Origin of the sequence: Streptomyces sp. 150FB (genome assembly GCF_000818195.1) — a bacterium.
GTDB lineage: Bacteria > Actinomycetota > Actinomycetes > Streptomycetales > Streptomycetaceae > Streptomyces.
Window position 1 is genome coordinate 4,020,443 of record NZ_JTHL01000001.1, and the last position, 16,451, is coordinate 4,036,893.

Genomic DNA, 16,451 nt, shown 5'->3' on the forward strand with positions numbered 1-16,451 from the left:
ACCGCACCCGCCTGAAAGGCCTGGAGCAGCAGACCTGACGCAGGCTCAGGCCGCGGGCTCGCCGAGCGCTCGCTTCGTCGCACGGTAGCGGCCCAGCAGGACCGGCTTCAGCCAGCGCACCGGGGCAGGGAAGTTGCTCATCATGTGGGCGTACCCCTGGGCCTGGTCCGGATCCTCCATCAGACCCAGCACCAGGTGCGGACCCGTACGCGGCGCTCCACGCACGATCGCCTTGCGCAGCCGCACGATGTCCTCGTCGGGGACCTGCGGGAACAGGTCCAGCAGGACCGGCTCCTCCTCGTCCAGGTGCGCGGTGAGGATGGTGTCCACCCGTTCCGCCGACGGCAGCGCGGTCAGCGCGGCGCGACCGACGATCTCCAACATCTTCGCTCGGTCCGCCCTCGACGCGGGGGCCGCTATGGCGTCCACGGCCGCGCTCAGCGTCTCCAGCTCGGCATCGAGCGCCTCGTGCTCACGCGTCAGGCGGTCGAGTTCGCCGACCGCCGCCGGGAAGAGGTCGCGCAGCACCGGCCAGAACAGTTCGTCCTCGCTCTGGTGGTGATGGTGGACGAACTCGATCAGCCAGCGCGCCGTACCGACCAGGGCCTTCACATCGACGGGCTCGCCCCCGGCGAGGCGCGCGAAGGACGCGGTGACGAGCGGGGCGCCACGGCGCATGATCGCGTGGACGGCGATCAGCTCGTCGTATATACGCAAGCCCTGCTGGCCGTGCGGCTGCGGTGTGTGCGGGGCGGAGGAAGCGGCAGACATCGTGTGTACCTCAGGTTCGGGTAATGCTGCGTGCAATGAAATCAACGGTACGGCATCTAATGCCTACCGTAAACTGCCGACATGTCTGACGCCCGCCCGTACAACTCGCCACGCCGCGCGCTCACCGCCGCCGCCACCCGCCGCGACATCATCGACGCGGCCAGGCAGCTCTTCCTGGACCGCGGCTACGCGCAGGTCACCGTGTCCGACATCGCCCGCGCGGCGGGGACAGCGGTGAAGACCGTGTATGCCAGCGCCGGCGGCAAGGCGGAGATCCTGAGCGAGATAGTCGGCAGCGCCGTGACCGGCTCGGGAGCGCGGGAGACCGTCGAGCGGGTACGGGAGACCACCGACGCCGCTTCGGCAGTCGCCGCGCTCGCGCACGGCACGCGCCTCGGCAACGAGGCCAATCGCGTGGCCATCGCCATCCTCTACAGCGCCCTGCCGGTGCACGAGAGCGCGGAGGCCTTCTGGGAGGAGGGCACCGCCGCGTACCGCGACGCCCTGCGCGACGCCGCGGCCCACCTCGACAGCCTCGGCGCCCTGGGGCCGGGGGCGGACATCGAGAAGTGTGCGGACCTGTTGTGGTTCTGCCTCGGGCTCGGCGCGTGGCGCACGCTCGTGGACGACTGCGGGTGGTCGTGGGACGAGGCCGAGGTGGAGCTGACGTCCGTGGCCACGAAACTGCTGGTCAAGGCGGGATGACAGGGGCGGCGGCGGAGCGACGGCAGGCCCCTGGGGCAGGCGTCGGGGGCGCCTCCGCCAAAGTTATCCACAGGCTGAGGGAGACCCTGACACATTGTCGGGGGACGGGCGCAGAATAGGGGGCATGACTGAGATCAACGGTTCGTTGTCGGCGTCGAGGCCGGAGATGCCCGACTGGGAGAAGCGGTTCCGGGCGCCGCGGGTTTCGCTGCCCGACTGGGCGGAGGACGCGCCGGACCACGCGCTGTTCGTGTCGAACGCGACAGGGACGTACGAGCTGTACGCATGGGACCGCGCGACCGGCGTCCAGCGGCAGGCCACGGACCGGCCGAACGGGACGACGGACGGCGTGCTGTCACCGGACGGCGAGTCGATCTGGTGGTTCTCGGACACGGACGGGGACGAGTTCGGGATCTGGATGCGGCAGCCGTTCGCGGGAGCGGGGACGGAGAGCGGGTCCGGGTCCGGGGCCGGGTCGGAGAAGGCGGTCGACGAGCCCGGGGCCCCCGGGCTTGCCCCCTCGTATCCGGCCGGTCTCGCGCTGGGCCGGGACGGTACGGCGATCGTCGGCCGGTCGACCGACGAGGACGGCTCGTCGCTCCATGTCGTACGGCCGGGCGAGGAGCCCGTCGTGATCTACCGGCACCGCGAGTCGGCCGGCGTCGGGGACCTGTCGCACGACGGCACACTGCTCGCGATCGAGCACACCGAGCACGGCGACGCGATGCACTCGGCGGTGCGGGTGCTGCGGCTCGACGGCTCGACGGTGGCCGAGCTCGACGACACCGAGGGCGGCACCAAGGAGCTGGGCCTCGAAGTGCTGGGCTTCGCGCCGGTCGAGGGCGACAGCCGGCTGCTCATCGGGCACCAGCGGCGCGGCAGGTGGGAGCCGATCGTCTGGAACCCGCTGACCGGCGAGCAGACCGAGCTGGCGATCGAGCTGCCGGGCGATGTCAACGCCGAGTGGTATGCGGACGGTTCGGGGCTGCTGGTCGCGCACAGCTTCGAGGCCCGCAGCGAGCTGTGGCGGTACGACTTCGCCAAGAGCGCCCTGATCCAGGTCGACACCCCGGCGGGGACGGTCTCGGGGGCGACGGCCCGGCCCGACGGGACGGTGGAGTATCTCTGGTCCTCGGCCGCCAGCCCCTCGGAGGTACGGTCCACGGCCGGCGGGGTCGTCCTCGACCCGCCCGGTCTCAAGGCCCCCGGCTCCGTGCCCGTCGAGGACGCCTGGGTGGAGAGCCCCGGCGGGCGGGTCCACGCGCTGGTGCAGCGGCCGGCCGGTGAGGGCCCGTTCCCGACGGTCTTCGAGATCCACGGCGGTCCGACCTGGCACGACAGCGACGCGTTCGCCGCCGGCCCGGCGGCCTGGGTCGACCACGGATACGCGGTCGTGCGGGTCAACTACCGCGGCTCCACCGGTTACGGGCGGGAGTGGACGGACGCCCTCAAGCACCGGGTCGGGCTGATCGAACTGGAGGACATCGCCGCCGTCCGCGAATGGGCGGTCTCCTCGGGCCTCGCCGACCCGGCGAAGCTCGTGCTGTCGGGCGGCTCGTGGGGCGGCTATCTGACCCTGCTCGGGCTCGGCGTGCAGCCCGAGGCGTGGGCGGTCGGGCTCGCCGCCGTACCGGTCGCCGACTACGTCACCGCCTACCACGACGAGATGGAGGCGCTCAAGGCGATGGACCGCACGCTGCTCGGCGGTACGCCCGAGGAGGTGCCCGAGCGGTTCGAGGCCTCGTCCCCGCTGACGTACGTCGACGCCGTGCGGGCGCCGGTCTACATCTCGGCGGGGCTCAACGACCCGCGCTGCCCGATCCAGCAGGTCGAGAACTACGTGGACCGCCTCGCCGCGCGCGGCGCGACCCACGAGGTCTACCGGTACGACGCGGGCCATGGCTCGCTGGTGGTGGAGGAGCGGATCAAGCAGGTCCAACTGGAGCTGGACTTCGCCGCCCGGCATCTCGGGCGGTGACCACCTGATCGCCCGACCACGCGACCGCCTGGCCGCTTGACCGCCCGACCTCCATCGGGTGAGACGGCGGTCGGCGCGGGGCCCGGACCGGGCGCGCGTGGAGCGGGTTCGGTCCGGGAGACGGGGACCCGGGGCCACGACGCGTCCCGGGGTTCCGTACCGTGGGAGCGTGTACCGGTTTCTGGTGACTCCGCGCTGGTGGGGAATCAATGTCTTCGTCGTGCTGGCGATCCCCGTCTGCATCTTCATGGGGACCTGGCAGCTCGGCCGCTTCGAGGAACGTGTCCAGACGCAGACGGCCGCCGACAAGCAGCCCGATCCCGCGCAGCGGGCCGCCGCGCCCCTGAGCGAACTGCTGCCCGTCGACACGCAGACCTCCGGTCGGCACACGGAGGCCAGCGGGCGGTACGGCGCGCAGTTCCTCGTGCCCGACCGGGAGCTGGACGGCAAGAACGGTTCGTACGTCCTGACGATGCTGCGCACAGCGGGCGGCAAGGCGCTGCCCGTCGTACGCGGCTGGCTGCCGTCGGGCGAGAAGCCTCCGGCGCCGCCGAAGGGCGAGGTCACCGTGGCCGGAGCGCTCCAGGCGTCCGAGACGTCCGAGAGCGACGGTGTGGTGCATTCGAACGGCGGGCTGCCCGCGGGACAGCTCGGCATGATCAGTGCCGCTTCGCTGGTCAACCTCGTGCCCTACGACGTCTACGACGCGTGGGTCACCGTCAGCAAGGCGCAGTCCGGGCTGCGGGTCGTACCCGCCGAGGCCCCGCAGAACACCGGGCTCGACCTCAAGGCGTTCCAGAACCTCGGATACACCGGTGAGTGGTTCGTCTTCGCCGGCTTTGTGGTCTTCATGTGGTTCAGGCTCGTGCGGCGCGAGGCCGAAGCCGTCAGGGACCGCGCGTTGGGACTCGAAACCGCCGCCTGACCCGGCAAAAGGCATACTGCCCGGCGCACCGGCGTCAGGAGGCGCTGAGTACGCCCGTCCGGTAGATGGTGCCGGCGCAGGCGTTGGGGATGGTCGCCGCCGTCGTCGGGGCGCCCGGCTCGGGGATGTGCGAGACGGAGACGCTGCCCTCTTCCGTACCGCCGTCCCGCAGGAGCTGGGTCGACGTGTCCGTGGAGTCCGAGCCGGACGAAGCGCCCGCGTCGGGACCCGAGCCACCGCTCGTACCACCGTCGGTGCCGCCGCCCGACACGCCCGTCCCGCCGTCCGACGGGCTGGGGTCGGGGGACTCGCCGCCGGTGGGGCAGGTCTCCGAGGGCACCCAGGCGAACTTCACCTCGTACGCGGCATTCGGCTTCAGGAGCAGCTCAGCGCTCGCCTGGGACGGGTCGGGCAGCCCGGTCGCCGGGTCTCCCGGCACATGGTCCACGACCTTGATCTGGCTCGGGTCGGCGGCGCCCATGGCCTGGAAGGAGACCGCTCCCGGGCTGGTGACCGAACAGTCGGTGGACGAGACGTTGGCGACGCGGAAGGTGCCGTACACCGTGCCCGACGCGTCCGGGGTGTCGGCGACCGTGCTGGCGTCGAGCTGAGCGGGGTCACAGGCCGTCGCGAGGTCGTACGTACCGGCCGAGCCCTCGACGTCGCCGCCGGTGATGCCGCCGGAGCCGCCCTTCCCCGAGCCGCCCGGTCCCTTCGTACGGTCGGGGGCGCCCGGGCCGTCGGTCGCCGGGTCCGAGGGGGCGCCGGAGTTCTTCCCGCCCGCGCCCTTTCCCTGGTCACCGTCGGTGTCGCCCGGCGCCGTCCGGCCGGATCCCGTGTTGACGGCCCGGTTGTCGGCCGTACCGCCGGAGTTGGCGACATGCACGAAGGCGGGGATCGCCGTCCCGAAGAGGAGAGCTGCGGCCGCCACGCCGACGAGCGCCTGGCGCTTCCTGGCCCGCCGTACCGGAACGGCCCTGTGCAGATGATCCAGGACGCCGTCCGCCGGCTCAAGGTCGTCCACGGCGTTGTGCAGCAACCGCCGGAGCGCCAACTCGTCACTGCCGAGTCCGCTCAGCTCGTTGTCCGGCCCGTTGTTCACGATTCCGTTTCCAGTCAGGTCATTCAGCGGCGCGTCCTGCGCGTTGTGCCCATTGTGCTCGCTCGGCTCGTCCGGCTCGTTCCGGTACCGGTCCTTGCCGGCGCGCCAGGTCATGAGTTGGCCTCCATCACGACACGCAGCGCCGCTATGCCGCGCGAGCCGTACGCCTTCACCGAACCCAGTGATATGCCCAGGGTGTCGGCGACCTGCGCCTCCGTCATATCGGCGAAGTACCGCAGCACCAGCACCTCGCGCTGCCTGCGCTGGAGCCCGCGCATCGCCTTGATCAGCGCGTCCCGCTCCAACTGGTCGTACGCGCCCTCCTCGGCGCTCGCCATGTCCGGCATCGGCTTCGACAGCAGCTTCAGGCCGAGTATGCGGCGGCGCAGGGCGGACCGGGACAGGTTCACCACGGTCTGCCGCAGGTAGGCGAGGGTCTTCTCGGGCTCCCGCACGCGGCCCCGGGCCGAGTGCACCCGTATGAACGCCTCCTGCACGACGTCCTCGCAGGAGGCGGTGTCGTCCAGCAGGAGCGCCGCGAGGCCGAGCAGCGAGCGGTAGTGGGCGCGGTAGGTCTCGGTCAGGTGGTCGACGGTGGTGCCCGCTGCCATGGTGTCCTCAGCACCCTCGCGCTGGGACGCCAGGCGGGCGGGGCGGGCGGCGGGTACCGGGGCGATCACCGGCATCCCGCCAGGCGTACGGGGCCGCCGGACGGGGCGCACCGTAGCGCCACGTACCGGGACGATCGCTGTGATATCCAGAACCTCTGCCACGCCTGTTGGACACGCTTCTCCCCGTCAGGGTTGTACGCGCACGCCGTCGCATTTGACGTTGCACCAATTACCCTCATGCGTAACCGATCTCCCCATTGCCCCGATATGCGTCGCACGCACGGGGGCTACCGCGTAGACGCTCTCCGGCCGACCGGCGGTTGCGCGTCTTCCGCGGAAAGTCAGATTTGATCGTCGGGCATGACGACACACCAGTTCAAGTGGTACAGACCAGCGATTTGCTCACAGGAAATTCACGGATCACGCACAGATGAGGTAAAGCCTCACCGCAGCACGCATCCACGAGAGTTACGGCGGGAGTTACGGCAGGCGTTACGCCGACAGCTCGGCGGCGACGGCCTCGGCGATCTGCGCGGAGTTGAGGGCCGCGCCCTTACGGAGGTTGTCGCCGCAGACGAACAGCTCCAGCGCCCTGGGGTCGTCCAGCGAGCGCCGTACGCGCCCCACCCAGGTCGGGTCCGTACCCACCACGTCGGCCGGCGTGGGGAAGTCGCCGGCGGCCGGGTTGTCGAACAGCACCACGCCGGGCGAGGTCGCGAGGATCTCGTGCGCCCGGTCGACCGTCACCTCGTGCTCGAAGCGCGCGTGCACGGCGAGCGAGTGCGTGGTGATGACGGGGACATGGACGCAGGTGGCGGCGACCCGCAGGTCGGGCAGTTCGAGGATCTTCCTGGTCTCCTGACGGATCGCCATCTCCTCGGAGGACCAGCCGCCCTCCTGGAGCGACCCGGACCAGGGCACGACATTGAGCGCCAGCGGCCCGGGGAAGGGGCCCGTGGTGTCGCCGACGGCGCGGCGCACATCGCCGGGCTTCGCGCCCAGCTCCGTACCGGCGACCAGGGAGAGCTGGTCGCGCAGCGCGGTGACGCCGTCCTGTCCGGCGCCGCTGACCGCCTGGTACGAGGACACCACCAGCTCGCGCACCCCGAACTCGGCGTGCAGCGCGCCCACCGCGACGATCATCGACAGCGTGAGGGAGCACGGGCTCGCGATGATGGAGCGCGGGCGCGACCGTACGGCGTGCGGGTTCAGCTCCGGCACGACCAGCGGCACATCGGGGTCCATCCGGAACGCGGCCGAATTGTCCACGACGACCGCGCCCCTGGCCGCGGCGATGGGTGCCCACTTGGTGGACACCTCGTCCGGTACGAGGAACAGCGCGACGTCGACGCCGTCCAGGGCCTCTTCGGAGAGCCCGACGACCTCGGTCTCCTCACCGCGTACGGACAGCTTGCGGCCGTCCGTACGCGGCGAGGCGATCAGCCTGATGTCGCCCCACACATCCGCGTGCTGCGACAGGATCTGGAGCATGACGGCGCCGACAGCACCGGTCGCACCGACGACCGCGAGTGTCGGGCCGCCGGTCATCGTCCGCTGCCTCCGTAGACAACGGCCTCGTCGGAGTCGCTGTCGAGCCCGAAGGCGGTGTGTACGGCGCGCACGGCCTCGTTCACCTCGTCGGCACGGGTGACCACCGAGATACGGATCTCGGATGTCGAGATCAGCTCGATGTTGACGCCCGCGTTCGACAGGGCCTCGAAGAAGCCGGCGGTCACGCCCGGATTCGTCTTCATGCCGGCGCCGACCAGCGAGATCTTGGCGATCTGGTCGTCGTAGCGCAGGGAGTGGAAGCCGATCTTCGGCTTGGTCTTCTCCAGCGCGTCGACCGCCTTGCGACCCTCGGTCTTGGGCAGCGTGAAGGAGATGTCCGTCAGCCCGGTCGAGGCGGCGGACACGTTCTGCACGACCATGTCGATGTTGATCTCGTTGTCCGCGATGGCCCGGAAGATCGTCGCGGCCTCGCCCGGCTTGTCGGGGACACCGACGACGGTGATCTTCGCCTCGGAGGTGTCGTGGGCGACACCGGAGATGATGGCCTGCTCCACCTTGCGGTCCCCTTGTGGTTCGTTACTGACCCAGGTGCCCTGAAGCCCCGAGAACGAGGACCGGACATGGATCGGAATGTTGTATCGGCGTGCGTACTCCACGCACCGGTGCAGCAGCACCTTGGAGCCCGAACTGGCTAGCTCCAGCATGTCACCGAAGGAGATCCAGTCAATCTTCCGCGCGTTCGGGACCACCCGCGGGTCGGCGGTGAACACTCCGTCCACATCCGTGTAGATCTCACAGACCTCGGCGTCCAGCGCGGCGGCGAGCGCCACAGCGGTGGTGTCGGAGCCGCCACGGCCGAGCGTGGTGATGTCCTTCTTGTCCTGGGACACACCCTGGAACCCGGCGACGATGGCGATGTTGCCCTCGTCGAGCGCCGTACGGATACGGCCCGGCGTGACATCGATGATGCGCGCTTTGTTGTGGACCGAGTCGGTTATGACACCGGCCTGGCTGCCGGTGAACGACTGGGCCTCATGGCCCAGGTTTTTGATCGCCATGGCCAGCAGCGCCATGGAGATCCGCTCTCCGGCGGTCAGCAGCATGTCGAACTCGCGTCCCGCGGGGATCGGGGACACCTGCTCGGCAAGATCGATCAACTCGTCCGTCGTGTCGCCCATCGCCGATACCACGACGACCACTTGATGGCCGGTCTTCTTGGCATCCACGATGCGCTTGGCGACCCGCTTGATGCCTTCGGCATCGGCTACGGAGGAGCCTCCGTACTTCTGCACGACAAGGCCCACGTGCGCTCCTCGATCAGTTCATTACCGCGGTCGGATCAGTTTAACGAGCGGCCGCACGGCGGCCCGCTGATACCGCATCGTGAGATGTCCCGCTCACTCAGCGACCAGCGGACGCCGTTCACGCCCGCTCGGTGGGGATCCATGCCCCCGACGGCGTGGACCACGCCTAACGTGGTCCACGTCACGCCGACCGGCGTATCACGCGGCACCGACCAGATCACTGAGGAGCCCTGGCGGCGCCGCGCGCGTCGCGCCCGCCGGGGTGGTCGACGAATGGGATGGTCAGCGGGTGCGGGGTGACTCAGCGCATGGGTGCTCAGCGGGTGCGGGCCGTGCGGAGGCCCAGGGGGCCCGCGATCTCTTCCGCCATCACCTTGCCCGCCTCCTCCGCCAGCACGTCTTCCGCGTCCTCGGTCAGGTCCTGGTCCGTGTCCAGGCCGTCCAGCGCCGGGAGCGGCTGGTCGAGGCGGACGTGGGCCACCAGGGACTGGAGGGCGCGGAGGGTCGCCGAGGCGGTGGAGCCCCAGTTGGAGAAGTACGAGAACTGCCACCACCACAGCGCCTCGGTGATCCGGCCCGCGCGGTAGTGGGCCAGGCCGTGGCGGAGGTCCGTGACCACGCCGGCGATGTCGTCGGAGATCCGAGACGGTACGGGCGCCTTGCGCGGCTCGTACGGGTCGAAGACCTCGGAGTAGATGTCGATCGGCTCCAGGATCGCGGCGAAGCGCTCGCGCAGCTCGTCGGTGTCCGGCTCCGGGCCGAGGTCCGGCTCGTACCGGTCGGCGGGCAGGATGTCCTCGTGCGCGCCGAGACGCCCCCCGGCCAGCATGAGCTGGGAGAATTCGAGCAGCAGGAACGGAACAGCGCTGTCGGGCTCATCGCCCTTCGCCACCTCGGTGACGGCGACGATGAAGCTCTCCATCTGGTCGGCGATCTGAACGGCGAAGTCGTTCGGATCCTGAGCGGTGTCGTGCAGCGTTGCGTCAGACATCGAGAAGTCGTCTCCCCTCGAAGGCACGCCCGAGCGTGACCTCGTCGGCATATTCCAGGTCCCCCCCTACGGGGAGGCCACTGGCCAGGCGTGTGACCTTCAAACCCATCGGTTTGATCATGCGGGCGAGGTACGTCGCTGTGGCCTCGCCCTCCAGGTTGGGGTCCGTCGCGAGGATCAGCTCGGTGACCGTGCCGTCGGCGAGACGGGTGAGCAGTTCGCGGATCCGCAGGTCGTCGGGTCCGACGCCCTCGATGGGGCTGATCGCGCCGCCGAGCACGTGGTACTTCCCGCGGAACTCTCGGGTGCGCTCGACCGCGACGACGTCCTTCGGCTCCTCCACGACGCAGATCACCGTCAGGTCGCGGCGCGCGTCACGGCAGATACCGCACAGCTCCTCCTGGGCGACATTGCCGCACACGACGCAGAACCTGACCTTGTCCTTGACCTCGAGGAGGATCTGGGCGAGGCGGCGTACGTCGGTGGGCTCGGCCTGGAGGATGTGGAAGGCGATACGTTGCGCGCTCTTGGGACCGACGCCGGGCAGCCTGCCCAGTTCGTCGATGAGGTCCTGGACCACGCCTTCGTACAACGGATTGCCTTCCTGGAATGCCGACGGTGCTGTGTGGTGGGGTGCGTCGCACTGGTACGTACGGGGGCGGTGCGCGCGGGGTGCGCCGGTGCGTACCCCGTACGTACGGTAGGGGCTCCGCCCCCTGCGGGGGCCTAGAAGGGCAGACCCGGCATCCCGCCCAGTCCCTGGGCCAGCGGGCCCAGCTTCTCCTGCTGCAACTGCTGCGCGTTCTCGTTCGCCGCCTGCACCGCCGCGACGACCAGATCCGCGAGCGTCTCGGTGTCTTCGGGATCGACGGCCTTCGGGTCGATGACAAGGCCGCGCAGCTCACCGGAGCCGTTGACGGTGGCCTTCACGAGGCCTCCGCCCGCCTGGCCGTCGACCTCGGTCGCCGCCAGCTCCTCCTGCGCCCGCGCGAGGTCCTGCTGCATCTTCTGGGCCTGCTGGAGCAGCTCTTGCATGTTGGGCTGGCCACCACCGGGAATCACGGTCACTCCTGGCATTTCGTAGACGAGTTTCCTCTAGGGCGAGTTTCCTGTAAGGCGAGCCTACGTGTTCCCCGCGCACCTCGCCCTACCCGGCCGGGACCAACTCTTTCGAGTGAGAGCCCGACGGCTCCTCTACCTGATCACGGCGCCCGTATGGGCGGAGTTAGCGGATACCGGGGCATCAAGCCCACCATTTGGCGGTAGGAAGTGCATGCGCGTTTACGTACACGCCGGCAGCCCGGAGGCGCACCGCTTCCGGGACGCAGATCACCCGCCGCCCGTCCCACGAAGCTCACGCAGAATCCGCACATGGTCCACGCAGAGTCACAGCACAACGTAGAGGAGTGCCCCGGTGAGCCAGCCGGAGATGCAGCCCGGAGGCCCCGCCCGGGAAGAGGGTGCCTCGTCGTCGGGCACCAGCTCCGGCACCGGAGCCGCATACGGCGAGGGCGGGCCGCCGAGCGGCGATCTGACCGGCGGGCCGTTCCCGCTCGGCGACTGGGGCGAGCCGGCCGTACGCCTCGACGAGTTGTACCAGTGGGTCGAGACAGGGGCGCTGCGCACGGTGACCTGGTATCTCGCGGAGCGGGCGCGCAAGCGGCGTTACGCCCGCGTCCTGCGGGCCGGCACCGCGCTCGGGATGGTCGCGGGGGCCGCGGTGCCGCTGGTCGACCTGATCGGGGCGGCACCGGGAGCGGCGGGGTGGGGGTACGTCTCGCTGCTGCTCGGCGCCGCGTGCCTCGGGTGCGACAAGTACTTCGGGCTCACGTCGGGCTGGATGCGAGCGGTCGCGACGGCGCAGGCGGTGCAGCGGCGGTTGCAGACGCTCCAGTTCGACTGGGCCTCGGAGTGCGTACGGGAGGTGCTCGGCCCGACGGAGGGCACGGCGAGCGAGGCGGCCGAACGGTGCTTGGGGGTGCTGCGGAAGTTCACCGAGGAGATGACCGAGCTGGTGCGCGCCGAGACGGCGGACTGGATGACGGAGTTCCACTCGGGCCACGCGCCGCTGGTGATGCAGTCGCTGCCGATGGGGGCGGGACGGCCGGAGGGCGCCGGGGGGATGCCGGGGCGCTTCCCGCTGCCGCCGGGGATGCGGCCGAACATGCCACGGCAGAGGCCGCCGGAGCCGCGGTGACCCGGGCGGCGGTGACCTGACCCGGGCGGCGTGCGGAGGCTTCGGTCCGCGCGTGCCGTCAGCGCCGTCCGCGCGCGCCGTCAGTACTGCCCGCGCCGCTCAGACTGCCCGCGCCGCTCAGGCCGCGTCGTACCAGCCGCCGTCGACCCTGAGCGTCGTACCGGTGATGTAGCCCGACCTCGGGCTGGCCAGGAACGCGACGACGTCGGCGTACTCCTCCCGCCTGCCGACGCGGCCGACGTCGTTGGGCGCGAGCGTGTCGACGACCTTCGACTCCATCTCCTCCCACGACTCCCCCCAGCCGTGCTGGGCGCCGATTCCCGTCAGGAAGTCCTGGATCCCGGGGGTGAGGATGCCGCCCGCCGAGACGGCGTTCGACGTCACACCCGAGCCCTTCAGCTCATGCGCGAGAGACGCGGCGAGGTTGCTCCGGGCCGCGTTGGTCGCCGCGTAGTGCGGCTGACTCGCCTGCGGCAACTGGCCGGTCACACTGCCGATCTGGATGACCCGCCCCCAGCCGCGCTCCCGCATCGCGGGCACGAGGCGGTGCGTCATCCGCACGCCGGAGATGACGTTGATGTTGTAGATGTCCGCCCATTCCTGGGACGAGGTGGTGGTCCAGCCGGCCATCGGGTCGTACCTGCCGGCGTTGTTGACGAGGATGTCGACCGGACCGTCGCCGAGGGCCGCTGCGGCGACCTCGTCGGCGCCCGCGTCCGTACCGAGGTCTCCGACGGCGACCGAGGCGTCGCCGCCGTTCTCCCGTACGTACGTGGCCACCGCGAGGGTCCGTGCCTCGTCCCGGCCGTGGACCACGACGGCGGCGCCCTCGGCGGCCAGCGCCTTGACCAGCGTTTCGCCGAGCCCGCCGCTCGATCCGGTGACGAGGGCGCGCTTGCCCTTGAGCTGTAGATCCATCGGTTCTTCCTCGCTGTTCCGGCTGTTCGGGCTGGTCCGACTGCCCGGCTGTTCGGCCCGAGACGAATGGACCGTACGGTCCATTGGACCACTCGGTCCAGTTTGCTTCCGTCGCGGACCGCTTGTCAAACATCCGTTGCGGGGCGCGCACGACAGAGCCGGCGCGCGCCGCGCCGGCTCTGTCTCCGGGATGAATCTCCGGGGTGTGTCTCCGGGGTGGGTCAGCTAAAGATGATCATTGAGCCCTGGCCGAGGCTGCGGGTGGCAGCCGCGTGCAGGCCCAGCCATACGTGCCGTTCGCGGGCGAACGGGCTGTCGTCGTAGGGGATCGGGTTCGCCGCTGGTTCCTCCAGCGAGGTGGGGCGTTCCGGCGGGGTCGGGGGCGCCGGGGGGTTGGCCGGGTCGATTCCGATCGCCGGCGCGACGACTTCGAGTTCGCGCAGCAGGCCCTGGGTGGAGCCCAGCGGGCCGCCGCCCGCGAGGAGTTCCTCGTTCGAGAGGGGCGCGGCGTAGTCCACCGGTACGTAGGCGCCCGCGTGGTCGTAGTGCCAGACGAGATGTGACTGCTGGGCCGTCGACTCGAACATCTCCAGGAGCTGTTCGTAGTCACCGCCCAGCTCGCCCACGGGCGTCACCGCCAGGCCGCAGATCTGGAGCAGGTACGCGCGCCGCAGGAAGTGCAGCGCGTCGTAGTCGAAGCCGGCGACGGGGGCGACGTCCCCCGAGAGGCCCGGCATGTAGGCGAAGACGGGGACGGACGGCAGCCCGGCGTCGCCCAGCGCCTTGTCGTAGATGGCGATCTCTTCGGCGAAGGGATTGTCGGGGCTGTGGCACAGCACATCGACGAGGGGGACCAACCACAGGTCACAGGCCAAGGGAGGCTCGCTCTCCAACCAGTTCGTACGCGTCCGCGCGATGGTCGCGATGGTCGGGCCAGCGTAATGCGGCGGGCACGTTCAGCGAAGTAGTGCGTCTCGTACGTATCGACGAGAGGGTGCCCCGAAAGGGGCCGGTGAACGCCTCCGGGAGCCCTTTCCATGAACGTTCTCCCCCGGCGCGCGTCTCCTCCCGCCACCCCCACCGCCGCTCCCGCTCAGCCCGGCAGGTCCCAGATCCAGGCGCCGCCCACCCGCTTCCCCGGCCGCCCGAGCAGCTTCTCCAGTACGTCGTAGAGCGCCGAGTCGTTCGGCTGCGGGGCCAGCACCACCACGCCCGCCTTCCAGAAGGCGAAGTCGTAACGCGCCTGCGCCTTCCAGTTCGCGTTGATGTCCGGGACCTGACCGCTGTTGCGGACATCCATGAACAGGTTCGACGTGTAGCGCGGCGCCGCGCCGTAGATGCCCATCCGGTCCGGGCCCCACGGTCCGTTGAAGTAGCCGCCGGGCAGCGGGAATCCGATGCCCCGACCCGTCACCGACGCCGACTGCCAGCTCAGCGCGTCGGCGCTGCCGGGCATGGGCAGCGGTACGGGCAGGACCGACTGGCCCTTCGAGATGTACGAGCGGTACGTGCCGTCGGCGATGAACGCGGGGACCTCCGCGCGCTCCCGTACCGGCATCGGCGTCGGGATGATCGGGATCAGCGCGGCGGCCAGCGCGAGCAGCCCGACGACCCGGGTCGGACGCCCGACGGCGCCTTCGCCCCCGGGGGCGCGTACCAGCAGCCGGTCCACCGTCAGCGCCAGCAGCGCGCCGAGCGCCGGCGCGCAGATCATCCCGACCCTCGACTCGATGACCGACTCGAACAGCGGCTGGTGGGCGAGCAGCCGCCAGGGCCCCGGCACGACCACATGGGTGTACGGGAGGCGGATCTTCGCGCCCATGGACAGCACGGCGGCGGCCACCGCGGTGAGCGCCAGCACCCGTACGACGGCCAGCCGCCACAGCCACACCAGCATCCCGAAGGCGGCGGCGATCAGCGGCCAGCCGTAGAACGCGTTCTGCTCGGTGCGGTTCATCGCGAGCCGGTCGGCCGTCGTCTCGTCGCCGAACAGCGCGCGCCCGGAGAACTGGAGGAAGGACAGCGGGCTGTTGCCGGCATTCGTGCCGTGCAGCACGCTGTGGTAGCTCCCCGGCCCGAGAAACTGCCAGTAGAGCGGGAAGACCAGCAGCGGTACGGCGATCTGCGCCGCGTACGCGAGCCCGCGCAGCAGCGGCCACAGAGCCGCCCGCGCACGCGCCGGGCGTACCACCGCGTAGAAGACGGCGAAGAGCAGCATCCCCACCACCGCGAGCAGCAGCGGCTCCTCGCCCAGGAAGATCTGGTACGTCAGGAGCAGCCCGAGCACCGTCCCGTCCCTGGCGACACTCCGGCCCCGGTCCTCCTCGTCCCCCAGGCCCCGCCGGCAGAGCGTCAGCGCCCGGTCGATGATCAGCGGGATCATGAAGAGAACGACGAAGTTCGGGTGCGCGTTGGCGTGCGACATCATCGGCGGCGCGAAGGCCGCGAGCGCCGCGCCCACGGCGGCGGCCCGCCGGTCGCTCACCAGGCGGCGCAGGAACAGCCGGTACCACGTACCGGCCGTCGCCGTCAGACCGAGCGTCAGGACGAGCGCCCAGGTGACGTTCGGCCCGAGGGTGAGCGTCAGCGGGGTGAGGGGGACGGAGAGCCCGAGCATGACGGTGTTCGCCATCAGGTTCACACCGTCGGGGAAGTTCTGGAGCGTGGTGAAGAGCGGATTGCGGAGGTGGTGCACGTTGTCGGCGGTGACGGCGAAGAACCACTCCCACTGGTTCTGGTCCGCGCCCGAATCCGCGAGGTACGCGTGGTCGAGATCCGTCCACAGCCCCTTGTAGAGGAGGACGGAACCGAGCAGGAACACACCGAGTACGGCGAGGTCGCCGCGGTGCACGCGCCCGCGCAGCGAGAACCGCGCCCTGAGCCGCACCAGCTCCAGCAGCACCCCGAGGTAGTCCAACGGCCGTACTTTCGACCCCGCTTGGTGCGCCCAGCGCACCGGGACCTCGGTCACCTGCCAGCCCGAGCGCCGGAAGAACCGCAGGATCTCGACGTCTATCCCCCAGCCGTCCAGCCGGGAGTCGGCGAAGGCGGCGCGCGCCTGGTCGCCGTCGAAGAGCTTGAAGCCGCACTGGGTGTCGCTGATGCCCTTGACGGCGACCAGCCGTATCAGTCCGTTGCCGAGTCGTCCGAGCCACTCGCGCGCCTTGCGCTGGTGCACCTCGATGCGGGCGTCGGGGTGGGCGCGCGAGCCGATCGCGGCGCCGCTGCCGCCTTCTTCGGTGAGCCGGGTGTCGAGCAGGTCGAGTTCGGCGATGGGGGTGGCGAGGTCGGCGTCGGTCAGCAGCACGCGCCGGCCGCGCGAGGCGAGCACGCCCCGGCGCAGGGCGTGTCCCTTGCCGTGGTTGCCGCCGTCGGCCGTGTCCCCGGCGGCCCCGCCGTCCCCGTCGGCACCGCCGGTGAGCAGCCGTACGCGCGGC

General features: G+C 70.6%; 15 protein-coding genes. 4 read left to right on the top strand and 11 right to left on the bottom strand.

What is annotated here, in order from left to right; all coding sequences use genetic code 11:
• Positions 1–45 precede the first annotated feature (45 nt).
• Positions 46–771 carry a hemerythrin domain-containing protein gene (locus QR77_RS17140; protein ID WP_052488834.1) on the bottom strand — a complete coding sequence of 242 codons (726 nt, stop codon included), beginning with the start codon at positions 769–771 and terminating at the stop codon, positions 46–48.
• An 81-nt stretch (positions 772–852) separates the two neighbouring features.
• Here QR77_RS17140 and QR77_RS17145 point away from each other — a divergent pair, with 81 nt between their 5' ends.
• The 3 genes from QR77_RS17145 to QR77_RS17155 all read left to right on the top strand — a co-directional run bounded on the left by QR77_RS17145 (position 853) and on the right by QR77_RS17155 (position 4,379).
• On the top strand, positions 853–1,476 hold the full coding sequence (locus tag QR77_RS17145; protein WP_040022718.1) for a TetR/AcrR family transcriptional regulator: 624 nt from the start codon (positions 853–855) through the stop codon (positions 1,474–1,476).
• Positions 1,477–1,600: 124 nt separating this feature from the next.
• Positions 1,601–3,454 (top strand): prolyl oligopeptidase family serine peptidase, encoded by a 1,854-nt coding sequence (locus QR77_RS17150; RefSeq protein ID WP_040022720.1) that lies wholly within the window; start codon positions 1,601–1,603, stop codon positions 3,452–3,454.
• A gap of 169 nt (positions 3,455–3,623) precedes the next feature.
• Positions 3,624–4,379, top strand: a complete 756-nt coding sequence (locus QR77_RS17155) for an SURF1 family protein (protein ID WP_040022721.1) — start codon at positions 3,624–3,626, stop codon at positions 4,377–4,379.
• A gap of 34 nt (positions 4,380–4,413) precedes the next feature.
• On the opposite strand, the gene QR77_RS17160 is transcribed toward QR77_RS17155, so the two are convergent.
• From QR77_RS17160 to QR77_RS17190, 7 genes are all read right to left on the bottom strand, one after another.
• On the bottom strand, positions 4,414–5,595 hold the full coding sequence (locus tag QR77_RS17160) for a hypothetical protein (RefSeq protein ID WP_236710696.1): 1,182 nt from the start codon (positions 5,593–5,595) through the stop codon (positions 4,414–4,416).
• The gene (locus QR77_RS17165; protein WP_078876777.1) at positions 5,592–6,254 is read right to left on the bottom strand and encodes a SigE family RNA polymerase sigma factor; all 663 of its coding nucleotides are present in this window, start codon (positions 6,252–6,254) and stop codon (positions 5,592–5,594) included. The genes QR77_RS17160 and QR77_RS17165 overlap by 4 nt, the downstream gene beginning before the upstream one ends.
• A gap of 330 nt (positions 6,255–6,584) precedes the next feature.
• A complete protein-coding gene (locus tag QR77_RS17170; protein WP_040022728.1) occupies positions 6,585–7,640 on the bottom strand; it encodes an aspartate-semialdehyde dehydrogenase in 1,056 nt (351 codons plus the stop codon).
• The gene (locus QR77_RS17175) at positions 7,637–8,908 is read right to left on the bottom strand and encodes an aspartate kinase (RefSeq protein ID WP_040022729.1); all 1,272 of its coding nucleotides are present in this window, start codon (positions 8,906–8,908) and stop codon (positions 7,637–7,639) included. Before QR77_RS17175 ends, QR77_RS17170 begins: the two co-directional genes overlap by 4 nt.
• A 316-nt stretch (positions 8,909–9,224) precedes the next feature.
• Complete coding sequence (locus QR77_RS17180) at positions 9,225–9,899, bottom strand: DUF5063 domain-containing protein (protein ID WP_040022730.1); 675 nt, start codon at positions 9,897–9,899, stop codon at positions 9,225–9,227.
• Positions 9,892–10,491, bottom strand: coding sequence for a recombination mediator RecR (recR, locus tag QR77_RS17185; RefSeq protein ID WP_040022731.1), 600 nt, complete (start codon positions 10,489–10,491; stop codon positions 9,892–9,894). Before recR ends, QR77_RS17180 begins: the two co-directional genes overlap by 8 nt.
• 134 nt (positions 10,492–10,625) lie before the next feature.
• Positions 10,626–10,961, bottom strand: coding sequence for a YbaB/EbfC family nucleoid-associated protein (locus QR77_RS17190; protein ID WP_078877830.1), 336 nt, complete (start codon positions 10,959–10,961; stop codon positions 10,626–10,628).
• A 352-nt stretch (positions 10,962–11,313) separates the two neighbouring features.
• Between QR77_RS17190 and QR77_RS17195 the strand changes: the two genes are divergently transcribed.
• Positions 11,314–12,096 carry an SLATT domain-containing protein gene (locus tag QR77_RS17195; RefSeq protein ID WP_040022733.1) on the top strand — a complete coding sequence of 261 codons (783 nt, stop codon included), beginning with the start codon at positions 11,314–11,316 and terminating at the stop codon, positions 12,094–12,096.
• A 117-nt stretch (positions 12,097–12,213) separates the two neighbouring features.
• On the opposite strand, the gene QR77_RS17200 is transcribed toward QR77_RS17195, so the two are convergent.
• The 3 genes from QR77_RS17200 to QR77_RS17210 all read right to left on the bottom strand — a co-directional run.
• Positions 12,214–13,014, bottom strand: coding sequence for an SDR family NAD(P)-dependent oxidoreductase (locus QR77_RS17200; protein ID WP_040022734.1), 801 nt, complete (start codon positions 13,012–13,014; stop codon positions 12,214–12,216).
• A gap of 221 nt (positions 13,015–13,235) precedes the next feature.
• The gene (locus QR77_RS17205) at positions 13,236–13,889 is read right to left on the bottom strand and encodes a hypothetical protein (protein WP_040022735.1); all 654 of its coding nucleotides are present in this window, start codon (positions 13,887–13,889) and stop codon (positions 13,236–13,238) included.
• A 218-nt stretch (positions 13,890–14,107) separates the two neighbouring features.
• A partial coding sequence (locus QR77_RS17210) for a glycosyl transferase (RefSeq protein ID WP_040028141.1) occupies positions 14,108–16,451 on the bottom strand: 2,344 nt, incomplete at its 5' end.

What these genes read in the sequence shown, in the direction of transcription:
- QR77_RS17140 (WP_052488834.1), bottom strand. Translation starts at nt 771, where the DNA reads ATGTCTGCCGCTTCCTCCGCCCCGCACACACCGCAGCCGCACGGCCAG.
- QR77_RS17180 (WP_040022730.1), bottom strand. Translation starts at nt 9,899, where the DNA reads ATGTCTGACGCAACGCTGCACGACACCGCTCAGGATCCGAACGACTTC.
- QR77_RS17150 (WP_040022720.1), top strand. Translation starts at nt 1,601, where the DNA reads ATGACTGAGATCAACGGTTCGTTGTCGGCGTCGAGGCCGGAGATGCCC.
- QR77_RS17170 (WP_040022728.1), bottom strand. Translation starts at nt 7,640, where the DNA reads ATGACCGGCGGCCCGACACTCGCGGTCGTCGGTGCGACCGGTGCTGTC.
- QR77_RS17160 (WP_236710696.1), bottom strand. Translation starts at nt 5,595, where the DNA reads ATGACCTGGCGCGCCGGCAAGGACCGGTACCGGAACGAGCCGGACGAG.
- QR77_RS17200 (WP_040022734.1), bottom strand. Translation starts at nt 13,014, where the DNA reads ATGGATCTACAGCTCAAGGGCAAGCGCGCCCTCGTCACCGGATCGAGC.
- QR77_RS17145 (WP_040022718.1), top strand. Translation starts at nt 853, where the DNA reads ATGTCTGACGCCCGCCCGTACAACTCGCCACGCCGCGCGCTCACCGCC.